Here is a 12,573-nt window from a genome sequence, read left to right on the forward strand (position 1 = left end):
CGGGAGATAAGAAGATGTCGGAAAAGTTGACACAGATCGCTCAGAGTGAAACGGCCCTCATATTGACGCCGCCAGCTGCTGGAGAGGTCATTCGGGTTGAACTCTCGGATCAACCGTTGCAGTTCAATTTCAATATCGATCAAGCGACTTTTTCGATCGAAGGCAACGACCTTGTGATTACTTTTGCCAATGGCGGTATGATCATTGTCGAGGACTATGTGGTCGACGCGCCTTTAGGCGTCGGTTCAATCATTCTTGCTGATGGCACGGAACTGGTTCCCGCAGAAGTCGGTGCCCGGCTTGAAACGGCGCAGACGATCGAGCAACCGGCGGCTGGTGAGACCATCAGTCTTCTCGTCGAACCAAACCAGGCTTTCGTCTTCAACTTCGACCCGGCTTCCGCAACGATTCAGATTGATGGCGATAACCTGATTTTGGTGTTTGCCGATGGCGGCCAGATCGTATTGGAGAATTATTTCGCGCCAACTCCCGGCAGCGAGTTTACGCCTTTCACGCTTCTCGCGGACGGTAGCCCGCTGTCTGGCGATCTTATCGCGGCGCTGGCAATTCAGCCTGCTGCCGGACCGGCCGCGCCGACGGATCTGACGACGCCGCAGCCGAGTGATAACCCACAGGGCGGCGGCGGTGAATTCGAAACCCCCGGAACGACGCTGTTGGCGGGTGAGAATCCGTTGAATTTGTTGGGCCCGGAGCATGAGGACCAGGGCGTTCCGCCTTTGCCCATCGACGACCAGCTTCCGCTGCCTGAGGAAGAGCTGCCGGTCAACTTGCCGCCCGATGCTATCGATAACGACTACGTGGCGGACGAAGACAATCCCATCAACGGCAACATCGTGACCGACGAGACCGGTGACGGCGTTGACAGCGATCCGGACGGCGACACGCTGACGGTGATCGCGGTTGACGGTGACGGCGGCAACGTCGGCACGCAGATCGCGTTGGGCAATGGCCTGCTGACGGTAAACGCCAACGGCACCTACAGCTTTGACCCGAACGGCGGCTACGAGAGCCTGGGCGTGGGTGAGTCGACCAGCGAGAGCTTCACCTACACGATCAGCGACGGCAACGGCGGCACGGACACGGCGACGGTGACCATCGTCATCAACGGCGTGAACGACGCTCCCGACGCCATCGACAACGACTATTCGACCGATGAGGATACGCCGGTGGGTGGCAACATCGTGACCGACGAGACCGGTGACGGCGTCGATAGCGATCCCGAGAACGACACTTTGACGGTGATCGCGGTTGATGGTGACGGCGGCAACGTCGGCACGCAGATCGCGTTGGGCAATGGCCTGCTGACGGTAAACGCCAACGGCACCTACAGCTTTGACCCGAACGGCGGCTACGAGAGCCTGGGCGTGGGTGAGTCGACCAGCGAGAGCTTCACCTACACGATCAGCGACGGCAACGGCGGCACGGACACGGCGACGGTGACCATCGTCATCAACGGCGTGAACGACGCTCCCGACGCCATCGACAACGACTACTCCACCGATGAGGATACGCCGGTGGGTGGCAACATCGTGACCGACGAGACCGGTGACGGCGTTGACAGCGATCCGGACGGCGACACGCTGACGGTGATCGCGGTTGACGGTGACGGCGGCAACGTCGGCACGCAGATTGCGCTGGGCAATGGCCTGCTGACGGTAAACGCCAACGGCACCTACAGCTTTGACCCGAACGGCGGTTACGAGAGCCTGGGCGTGGGTGAGTCGACGAGCGAGAGCTTCACCTACACAATCAGCGACGGCAACGGCGGCACGGACACGGCGACGGTGACCATCGTCATCAACGGTGTGAACGACGGCCCGTCCATTTCCGCAACGGCGACCGCAGTCGTCTCGGAAGAGGGATTGCCCGGCGGTATTCCGGACACGGTCGGCACGGACGATACCACCGACTCAATCACGGCCAACGGTTCCTTTACCGTTAGCGACCCGGATGGCGATGCCTTGACGGTCGTCTTCAACAGCGCGCCGGCAGACGGGTTCCTGACGGTCGATGGCGTGGATATAAACTGGAGCGGCGTTGGCACGCAGACTTTGACCGGCACCGGTGGCGGCACGACGATCACTATCACGATCGACAATACCGGCGCATATACGGTGGCGATTGACGGTCCGGTGGATCACGCAAATGGTGCGATCGAAGACGACCTCGACTTCAACGTCGGCGTGCTGGTTTCCGATGGCAACGGCGGCAGTGCGACTGGCACCCTGACGGTGACCATCGAAGACGACATGCCGATCCCGAGCGCCGACTTCCTGTTGGCGGACAATGCGCCGGGAACCTACAACGGTGATATGGGACTGCAGTTCGGTGCAGACGACGGTGCCGTAGGTGGTCTCACGGTGACGGGTCTGCCGACCGGCTTCACGGCCAGTGCGGTCTCGGAGAATCTGGACGGATCCTACTCGACCACCATTACGGGCGATAACGGCTCCGAATTCGAACTGACGGTGTTCAGCGATGGCACATACAGTTTCGAGGTGGTGAATATCCTGCCGCCGGTCGAAACCTTGCTGTCATTGACCAATCTACCGAACTCCGGTCCGCATGCGCCCGCGTACGAGAACATTGTTGGTGATTTCGGCCTGATCTTCGAGGGCGACAAGGACATTACGAATAATGGCGGTGCAGCCTTCATTGCTGATAGTGACGGCGCGAACGTTTCTGGGCAGGGTGTTGGCGTGTTCAACAACAACGTGAACACCAATGAGGCGCTCAGTATCAAGTTCGCCGATCCGGCAAGTCTTGGCGACACCACGGTTATCGGTGATACGACGCCAATTCCGGTAACCATCGCCGATATTTCCACGATTGTTGTTTCGCAGTGGAGCGCCGGTGAAGACCTGATCATTAAAGTACTGAAAGACGGCGTCGTGCTGGATGAGGGCACCGCAACGGCGGGTTCACCGCTCGGCGGTGACGTGGCGCTCGATATCGTCGGCCTTGACCCAGCAAACTATCCTGATGGCATCGATCAGATTCTGATCATCGGCTCCTCCGGCAGCACGAACCTGAAGGTCGTGGGCTTGGGCATCATCGAGTCCGATGCCGCCAGTGACCAGACGTTCCAATTCGACGTGGTCAGCACCGACCGGGATGGCGACAGTGCAACCTCGCCCTTGACCATCACCGTTGATGGAAACGGCGATGGGATTGCCCAAATCAACGGAACGAGTGGTGAAGACCATCTGGTGGGCGGCAGCCTGGCTGATCTCATCACCGGTTTTGCGGGTGCGGATACCTTTGTTGGCCAGGGTGGCGACGACGAGATCACTCTCGGTGTCGATGCCTCGACCAATGACAATGCCTCCGACACGGTGGTCATCGGCGTCGGCGATGGGGTCGATACGATCTACGGCTTCGATGTCAGCGACCCGGCCGGCACCGGCGACTTCCTTGATGTCTCCGAGCTCTTCACCGATCCGGCGGGCTTTGTCAGCTTCGACGGCAGTGCCGACGTCAACGGTGACGCAATCAATGACTACGTGGTCAGCGTCAGCGCCGACGGCGGGCCGGCTGTGCAGGTGGCCATCCTCGATGGCGCAAGCCTCTTCAACAGCACGGGCAATGCAGCGGCGGATCTGGCGGACAACGTCAGCGCGAATTCGCTGGTATAAGGTTCTTTCCTCGCCCTCGGCAGGTCAGCCAAGGGTTCAAGTCGAGAAGGCCGGTTTTCCCAATAGGGGAGCCGGCCTTTTTCGCTATCAGGGGTGAGGGGTGTCAGGAAAGACTGTGCCGTAGAGATCGTACAAGAAGAAAAAGAAAAGGCTCCAATGTTGGAGCCTTTTTCTTGGTTACAAAGCGTAGAGCGTTAGTTGACTTGCTTCATACGCTCATAGGACTTGCGACGCCATTCGGCATCGTTAGCGATGTCTTTCAAGGTTACCTTTTCCTCAGTTTGCTTACCCTGCTCCAGAACCAAAGGCTCCTTCACGGGTGCAGGGGCGGTAACTGCTTCTCTATCATTGTTAGCAGGCCCAGAGCATCCCCAAAGGAATATGCTTCCTGCAATCAACACTGACTTACACGTCATCTGCACATCTCCCTGTGCATATTTTCGTATTTGAATGTATATTACAGTTGATTATTAATCATTTATCAAGTGTTTCTAATCATCTTTAGAAAGAAAAATATTTAAATAAATTGAATCATACGATGCCTAAGATTTACTATCTTGGGCTTGGAAAGTGAGATTTGGAGATAAGGGGCGGAAGCGTGCGAGCTGGACGACTGGGATTCCAGAAGTTGGTGTTGGCCACCGAGCTTGCCGTGATTTTTGGCGGTCTTCTCGCTTTTGGAATTGGTCACTCTTGGATAGAGCAGCCGGAACTGGGGGATGCCCTGGATGAAATCGGAACTCTCGCGAGCGGCCTGGCCGATGAGGGAGGCCGCTTGCTGAAAGAGCTGACGGCTGACGGTGATGATGCGGCGAATTAAGCAGGCGCCTCGACTGCAAAATGACACGTTACGCTGTAACTTGATGTGAGAGAGATGGAACATTCCGTATGGATCAGGCCGACGTATTGAAAGCTATTGGGGCAGATGCTGATAGGAATGTAGCCGGCCAAAGCGCCGATAGTCCGGTCATGAGTGCCGGCATCGCTCTTTCCAAGCTTGCCGGTCGGCCGGTTTCGCCCTTGCAATTGCGTCATCATATGGGTGAGCGCAACGATTTGGAGAGCTTGGGCCGCAGCCTCAAGGCTATTGGGTTGCCTGCGAGTATCTCGCGGGCCCGCAAGCTTCAAGCGATAGCGCCTAGGCACTTTCCCTGTTTGCTCGAACAGCAAGACGGCAAGGCTTCGGTTCTCCTGCGTTTCATTACCCGCACACGGGTTCAAATTTGGAATCCAGAATCGCGAATGGCCGAGGTTGTCGAATGTGACGAACTTGCCAAGTCGTTCACCGGCCGCTTTCTGGTGGTTGGTGGAGCAGGCGAGGCGGGTAACCGTTTTGAACTGGCGGCATCGGCCAGCCGCCGTGGCTGGTTCTGGCAAACGCTCAGATCATTCTGGCCGGTTTACGGCCACGTCATTATCGTCTCTTTCCTAATCAATTGCTTCGCACTGTCGATCCCGCTTTTCGTTATGAACGTTTATGATCGGGTCGTGCCAAACCAAGCTATTGCGAGCTTATGGGCGCTTGCAATAGGCGTCATTCTGGCGTTGTCATTCGATTTCCTGTTCCGCAATTTGCGCAGTTATTTCATCGATCACGCAGGGCGCACGGCCGATAGCGTGATTGGATCCCGTCTAATGGGCCAGCTCTTATCGCTGCGGCTGAAAGAGCGCCTCGGACAGGTCGGAACTTTCGCCAACTCCTTGCGGGAATACGAGAACATTCGCGAGTTCTTCTCTTCCAGCACGATCAGCGTGCTGGTCGATCTGCCATTCGTGCTGTTGTTCATTCTGGTTATATATCTGATCTCGGGTCCCTTGGCTTTCGTGCCTCTGGCGGCACTTCCTTTGGTTCTGTTGTTCTCGCTTTTACTCCGGATCCCGATGCGCAGGTTGACGGAGCGGAACCTGCAGGACGCCGGCACGCAGCACGGCGTCATTGTCGAGGTGACGGCCGGGTTGGAGACCATTAAGTCGAGCGGCGCCGAAAGCCTGTTCATGGATCGTTGGGATCGTGCCATCGAACGAAGCTCCGAGACCTCGCGGCAACTACGTTTCTACTACACTGTTTCAACGGCCTTTACGCAGTTTTCGGTGCAGATGGCGACGGTTGTCATCATCGTCTGGGGCGTCTATCTGATCAAAGACAATCAAGTCTCCGTCGGTGCTCTGGTCGCCGCTACCATTCTGACCGGTCGGTCGCTGGCCCCGCTTGGCATGATGTCGAACATGCTGTTGCGGCTTCAGCAGTCACTGTCTTCCTTGAAGCGGCTGAATGCCTTCATGAAATTGGAATTTGAAGATTACGGCGCCGGGCGCCTTTCATCGATCCTGGAAGAAGGCGGGTTGGACATGCGCCAGGTCGTCTTCAGTTATCCCGACGCCAAGCGTCAGGCGCTCAATGGCGTGAGTTGCCGCATCCGCCCGGGCGAGAAGGTCGCAATATTGGGGCGCATCGGTTCAGGCAAGAGTACGGTTGCTCGGATGATGGTCGGCCTTTATGACCCCGAAGAGGGCAGCATCTCGCTCAACGGCATCGATCTGGCGCAGTACAACCCCGCGGACTTGCGGCGCTATGTCGGCTATGTCGGGCAGGAGAATTTTCTCTTCTCCGGATCGATCAGAGAAAACATTGGGATTGGCGCACCGCTTGCAGATGAGGAAGCGATCCACCGGGCGGCGGATGTCTCCGGTGTCTCCGAGTTTGTGCGGCAGTTCCCTGACGGTTACGAAACCCCGGTGGGCGAGCGCGGCGCCTCCTTGTCCGGCGGACAACGGCAAACGATTGCGCTAGCGAGGGCACTGGTGCTCGATCCGTCGATTCTCATACTCGATGAACCGACGAGCCAAATGGATCAAGGTTCGGAGGCTCGGTTGCGTGAGCGGTTGACCGAGTACACCAAGGACAAGACACTTATCATCATAACCCATCGCACTTCGTTGCTTTCACTGGTGGACAGACTGATCGTCATCGACGCGGGTCGTATCGTGGCGGACGGACCGAAAGAAAAGGTTTTACAAGACCTGAACCAGGGAAAAGTGAAGGCGGCGGAGTAGGGAAGCCAAAGCATGACACGCGGGCATGAAGCCGACGAATTGATCGACCTAGCCTTGATGGAGGAGCGCGCCGCCCGCTCGGGAAGCCGCTTTGCCTACATCCTGAGTCTGCTGACGGTTGCAGCACTGGTTACATTCTTTGTTTGGGCGGATAGGGCCGTTCTCGAAGAGGTCACGCGGGGTACTGCGACGGTTATTCCTTCGAGCCGCACCCAAGTGATCCAAAATCTCGAAGGCGGCATTATCGACGGACTACACGTGTCGGAAGGCGATATCGTGTCACCCGGCGATCTGTTGGTGACGATACGTAACGAGATAGCGCAGAGCGCCTTTGCCAATGCCTACACGCGATACTACAGCCTACTTGCTTCCACGGCGCGGCTGGAGGCTGAGGTGTCGGGTAAGGAAGCACCCACTTTTCCCAAAGAGGTAATTGCCGAGGCACCGGAGATGGTTGCCCAGGAACTGCGTCTCTTCAACGCCCGTCAGGATCAGTTGAACGCCGGCTTGCAAGTGCTGCAAACAGCAGCTGACTCGGTGGATCGCGAGATCATTGAGTTGAAGGCCAGGCATGATGCCGTTACGGCGACCCTTTCGCCGGCCCGTCGTGAACTATCCATGCTGCGCCCTCTTGCCAGCCGGGGAATCGTCTCCCAAGTCGATGTGCTGAGGCTCGAGAAAGAAGTCGCCTCCCTGTCAGGAGAAGCGACGACCGTTGAGCGCTCCATCGAACGGGCCGAGAGCAATGCCAAAGAAGCGCGAGAACGGGTGGTAGAAGCCGTTTTGGGCTTCAGGAGCGATGCCTTGGCCCAACTCAATGAGCAGCGTGTCGATTTGAAGTCTATTGCGTCTCAGATCAATGCTGAGCAGGACCGGGTACAGCGGACCGAGGTACGTGCACCCGTTCGTGGCACCATCAAGCAGCTCTATAAGACTACGTTGGGTGGCGTTGTTCGTCCTGGTGAGACGATCATGGAGATTGTTCCGCTCGACGATACTCTGTTGGTCGAGGCGGAAATCACGCCGAAGGATATCGCGTTCCTTCACCCCGAACAAAATGCGGCCGTCAAAATGACGGCGTATGATTTTTCCGTCTATGGCGGATTGGTTGGCACCGTAGAGCGAATCAGTGCCGACACGATTGTCGATCAGGAAGGTAGAAGTTTCTTTAAAGTCTATGTACGCACCAACAAGAACTACCTCGAGAAAGACGGCGAGGTCTTGCCAATAATACCGGGAATGACGGCTCAGGTGGATATCCTAACCGGCCGGAAGTCGGTCTTAGAGTACCTCAGCAATCCAATCGTGAATTGGAGAGAGGACGCATTGCGGGAACGGTAAATCCATATAGCTACCCACGACAAAACAAAATAGGCGCCATTTCGGCGCCTTTTTTATGAGTAACATATAAAAATTTAATAAAATAAGTCTATAGTTATAGTATAAGTGTATTACAAATCTAACTATTAACGGCGATTTAACATCGTATTACTAAGGTTCATCTGCTTACGCCAAATGCGGCGTCTTCAGTACGAAGGAAAAGCAGATGAATTCCGACCCGATATTTCACCCCTTCACGAAACAATTTCTGAGAATTCCGTCTTTCTGCCTGGCGGTAATATTCCTTTTGGCTATGACGGTCGATACCATGGCTGCTTCCAACTCGATCGCCGGCGCGGCATCCTTTCGACATGCTGCGCTAGGGAATCTCGTCAGCTTGTCGACGGATATGGTGCCGAAATGGAGCCGGGTAAGAACGGACCTGAAATCGGTCGGGAGAGGACGCGTAGCGCTCGCTCGGTCGCAGCACACGCGCTCGTGGAGCAGATGGGGGCATCTCGTCGAGAGAAAGAAAGCCGTCACCCTTGGGGCGTTGGCAGAAGGTATTCATCGCCGACTGCAAAAGGTGGCGTATCGAGAAGATGGCGACGGTGATGTTTGGCAAACACCGGAGGAAACGCTAGCCGCAATGGCGGGCGACTGTGAAGACCAAGCAATCTTGGGTCTCTCGCTAGCTTTGGCCGCGGGAGTGCCACCTTCAGAAGTCGGCTTGGCCATTGGTTATGACAAATACGGTCGAGCACACGCCATTCTCGCGATTTTCGATGGAGACCGCGTCCTTGCGGTCGATATCAACGAGCCGAAGGTGCAGGAAATCGAAGCGAGTGGGTTCCAGGCGCGCATGGTGACGTTTGTCGATCAGGTCTGGATCACGCGAAATTGATGAATCCGACCGGCGCCAGTGATCGGCTACTCTAAAATCGCTACACAGTTATAAAAATTCTAATTTGGCGGCATTTTTTTTGATTGATTGTTCAATTTTCGTCCTGCACCTACTTTTATTCGATCGAAAGCTGATTTAAACTCGCACTCTCAAAAAGGCGAATTGCGTCCGGCAGTGTGCTGGCAAAGCATTTTGACCAATAAAAATGTCAGGGAGTGTCATCAGTGAAATATCTTGAAAAGCTAACGCAGCAACTTGCGCAGGGACGCATCGGTCGGCGCGAGTTTTTACAGGGTGCCACCGCACTAGGTGTGAGCGCGACAGTTGCTACCTCGATGGCCGGGAAAGCGCTTGCGGCTCCAAAGCGTGGCGGGCGTTTCCGCTATGGTGTGGCGCATGGCTCGACAACCAACCAGTTGGATCCGGCACTCTACCTCGACGGTTGGGATTTGGGGATGGACTACACCATCCATAACCACGTCGGTGAGATGAAGGCGGATGGCAGCCTCGTTCCAGAGGCGATCGAGTCCTGGGAAGCCTCGGATGACGCTCAGAAATGGGTCTTCAATATTCGCAAGGGAATGGAGTTCCACGACGGCAAGACCTTCGATGCCGATGATATGGTCGCGTCCATTGCCCACCACCGCGGGGAAGACAGTAAGTCGCCGGCAAAGTCGCTGCTTGAGCAGATTACTTCAATCAAGGCCGACGGCAAGAACCAGGTGGTTGTCGAACTTGCTGCTGGTAATGCCGACTTCCCCTTTGTTATGAGCGATTACCACATCGCCATGCTGCCGTCGAAGGATGGCGTCGCCGACGCTACGTCCGGTAACGGCCTTGGGCCCTATGTCCTCAAAGAGTTCGAGCCTGGCGTGCGCGCGTCTTTCACGCGCAACCCGAACTATCACAAGTCAGATGCGGCCTATTTCGATGAGATCGAGATGCTGGCGATCATTGACGTAACGGCTCGCACCAACGCACTCACATCCGGTGAGGTGGATGCTATCGACCGCGTCGATCTTCAGACCGTTCATTTGCTAGGCCGAACGCCTGGCGTGAAGATCGAAGAAACGGTTGGGTTCAGGCACTATGTGTTCCCAATGCGTGCCGATACTGCGCCTTACGATGACAACAATGTACGGATGGCGTTGAAACATGCCATCAATCGTCAAGAGATCGTCGATAAGATTCTGCTGGGCCACGGCATCGCGGGTAACGATCACCCGATCTCCCCGTCACTGAAGTTCCATGCAGCCGATCTTGAGCCTCGTACCTATGATATCGACAAGGCAAAGTTCTATTTGAAGCAGGCCGGACTTTCGAACATCAAGGTTCAGCTCAGCGCTGCCGACGCCGCCTATGCGGGAGCCGTCGATGCCGCCGTGCTCTTCAAAGAGCATGCCGCGCCGGCCGGCATCGATATCGAAGTTATTCGCGAACCCAACGACGGATACTGGTCCAACGTTTGGATGAACAAGCCCTTCTGCGCGTCTTATTGGGGTGGGCGTCCGACGGTCGACTTCATGTTCAGCACCGCTTATGCCGCCGAAGCACCTTGGAACGATAGCTTCTGGAAACATGATCGCTTCAACGATCTGCTGATCAAGGCGCGTGCTGAAATCGACGACAAGAAGCGTGGCGAGATGTACTTCGAGATGCAGAAGATTCTGCGTGACGAAGGCAGTGTCATCGTCCCGATGTTTGCGAACTATGTCTTCGCTGTATCCGACAAGCTCGGATACAACAAGATGGCCGGTAACTTCGAGATGGATGGCTCGAAGTACGCCGAACGTTGGTGGTTCGCATAAGCATTCATCGTAGGGTATTCAGATGAATGCGTTGATCAAACTGGTGGCCCAGCGCTTGGCGCTGGGCCTCCTGATCCTCTTCATCGTATCCGCAGCCATTGCATTCGTGGTTGAACTCCTGCCGGGTGATACCTGTCAGGAACTCATGGGGCAGGGGGCGACGCCGGATACCTTGCAAGTGTGCCGTCAAGAGATGGGGTTGGATAAACCACCTCACGAGCGCTACCTCAGTTGGCTGGGGGGTATGCTGACCGGCGATATGGGCAAAACACTGTCGACCGGGCGAGAGATTTCCGAATTGATTGGCTCTCGTATTGGAAACACGCTGTTCCTAGCCGGGTTTGCGGCAATTATGGCGGTTCCGCTTTCCCTGATTCTCGGCATGTTGGCAGCGCTCTATCGAAACTCTCTTTTTGACAGAGCAATCAACGTTCTGACGCTATCGTCGATCTCTTTCCCGGAGTTCTTCGTGGCATACCTGTTGATTTACTTCTTTGCGAGTAAGTGGGGTATTTTTCCGGGTATCTCGAACGTCTCAAGTCCGGGCCTTAGCCTGGCCGAGAAGGTGTACCGCACCCTGCTGCCGGCCATCACCCTTACTTTGGTCGTAACGGCGCACATGATGCGCATGACACGTGCTTCCATCATCAACCTGTTGGCCAGCAGTTACATCGAGATGGCACACCTGAAGGGGATCAAGCGCAGTCGCGTCATTTTCAAGCATGCCTTGCCCAACGCCTTGGCGCCGATCATCAACGTGGTGGCATTGAACCTGGCTTATCTCATCGTTGGCGTCGTGGTGGTCGAGGTTGTTTTCGTTTACCCCGGTCTGGGGCAATTGTTGGTAGACGCCGTTTCCAAGCGTGACATGCCCATGGTCCAGGCGGGCAGCATGATTTTTGCCGCGGTATATATCCTGCTGAACTTAACGGCGGATATCCTGGCCATCGTAACCAATCCACGCCTTCTGCACCCGAGATAAGGAGGCCTGGGGAATGTTCAGCACCATTTTAAAAGAGATCATCAAAGCCCCGCTGTCCGCCAAGTTTGGCCTCCTGATTATTCTTAGTTACGGCTTCGTGGCGATTTTCGCGCCCGTCATAGCGCCTTATGGTGAGCGTGAAATCGTCGGGTCGCAGTTCATGCAATGGGAAGGAGACTTTGTTCTCGGGACCGACAACCTGGGCAGAGATATGCTGTCACGGGTAATCTACGGTGCCAGGAATACGGTCGGAATTGCGCTTGCCGCAACTGTTTTGACCTTTCTGATCGGTGGCTTGACCGGCATGTTGGCCGCAGCTCTTGGCGGTTGGTTCGACTTGGTATTTTCACGCATCGTCGATGCAATTATGGCGATCCCGACACTGATCTCTGCATTGATGCTGCTGACGGTGTTTGGCACGGCGATCCCGGTTCTGATCATTGTCATTGCCGTCCTTGATTCGACGCGCGTATTTCGTTTGGCGCGCGCCGTCGGCGTCAACATTACGGTTATGGAATATGTTGAAGCCGCACGATTGCGTGGCGAAGGCTTGGTTTGGATTATTCGCCGCGAGTTGTTGCCAAACGCCATGGCGCCGTTGGTCGCGGAATTTGGTCTGCGCTTCTGTTTCGTCTTTCTCACAATCTCGGCCCTGTCGTTCCTCGGCTTGGGCATTCAGCCGCCGACGGCGGATTGGGGGTCGATGGTGCGCGAGACCGCAACGCTTATCTCCTTTGGCGACCCGACGCCTTTGATTCCAGCGGGTGCGATTGGCCTTTTGACGGTTGGTGTGAATTTTGTTGTCGATTGGTTCCTCCATAAAACCAGCGGACTGAAGGATTGATGCCG

General features: G+C 55.9%; 9 protein-coding genes. 8 read left to right on the plus strand and 1 reads right to left on the minus strand.

The window, feature by feature from the left end; all coding sequences use genetic code 11:
• The first annotated feature begins 14 nt into the window (after positions 1 to 14).
• Positions 15 to 3,656: a cadherin-like domain-containing protein gene (locus FHR98_RS08515; protein WP_183416262.1), complete on the plus strand. Its 3,642-nt coding sequence runs from the start codon at positions 15 to 17 to the stop codon at positions 3,654 to 3,656.
• Positions 3,657 to 3,850: 194 nt separating this feature from the next.
• On the opposite strand, the gene FHR98_RS08520 is transcribed toward FHR98_RS08515, so the two are convergent.
• Entirely contained in the window at positions 3,851 to 4,072 is a 222-nt protein-coding gene (locus FHR98_RS08520) for a hypothetical protein (RefSeq protein WP_183416263.1), read from the minus strand.
• A gap of 182 nt (positions 4,073 to 4,254) precedes the next feature.
• Here FHR98_RS08520 and FHR98_RS08525 point away from each other — a divergent pair, with 182 nt between their 5' ends.
• The 7 genes from FHR98_RS08525 to FHR98_RS08555 all read left to right on the plus strand — a co-directional run bounded on the left by FHR98_RS08525 (position 4,255) and on the right by FHR98_RS08555 (position 12,568).
• A complete protein-coding gene (locus tag FHR98_RS08525) occupies positions 4,255 to 4,476 on the plus strand; it encodes a hypothetical protein (RefSeq protein ID WP_183416264.1) in 222 nt (73 codons plus the stop codon).
• 68 nt (positions 4,477 to 4,544) lie between these two features.
• Positions 4,545 to 6,710 (plus strand): type I secretion system permease/ATPase, encoded by a 2,166-nt coding sequence (locus FHR98_RS08530; RefSeq protein ID WP_183416265.1) that lies wholly within the window; start codon positions 4,545 to 4,547, stop codon positions 6,708 to 6,710.
• Positions 6,711 to 6,722: 12 nt separating this feature from the next.
• Positions 6,723 to 8,051: an HlyD family type I secretion periplasmic adaptor subunit gene (locus tag FHR98_RS08535; RefSeq protein ID WP_183416266.1), complete on the plus strand. Its 1,329-nt coding sequence runs from the start codon at positions 6,723 to 6,725 to the stop codon at positions 8,049 to 8,051.
• Positions 8,052 to 8,256: 205 nt separating this feature from the next.
• Positions 8,257 to 8,934, plus strand: coding sequence for a transglutaminase-like cysteine peptidase (locus FHR98_RS08540; RefSeq protein WP_183416267.1), 678 nt, complete (start codon positions 8,257 to 8,259; stop codon positions 8,932 to 8,934).
• A 224-nt stretch (positions 8,935 to 9,158) separates the two neighbouring features.
• Entirely contained in the window at positions 9,159 to 10,742 is a 1,584-nt protein-coding gene (locus FHR98_RS08545) for an ABC transporter substrate-binding protein (protein ID WP_183416268.1), read from the plus strand.
• A 22-nt stretch (positions 10,743 to 10,764) separates the two neighbouring features.
• A complete protein-coding gene (locus FHR98_RS08550; protein WP_183416269.1) occupies positions 10,765 to 11,724 on the plus strand; it encodes an ABC transporter permease in 960 nt (319 codons plus the stop codon).
• 13 nt (positions 11,725 to 11,737) lie between these two features.
• Entirely contained in the window at positions 11,738 to 12,568 is an 831-nt protein-coding gene (locus FHR98_RS08555; RefSeq protein ID WP_183416270.1) for an ABC transporter permease, read from the plus strand.
• The last annotated feature ends 5 nt before the right edge of the window (positions 12,569 to 12,573 follow it).

The sequence above is a fragment of the Limibacillus halophilus genome (assembly GCF_014191775.1).
Classification (GTDB): Bacteria; Pseudomonadota; Alphaproteobacteria; order Kiloniellales; family CECT-8803; genus Limibacillus; species Limibacillus halophilus.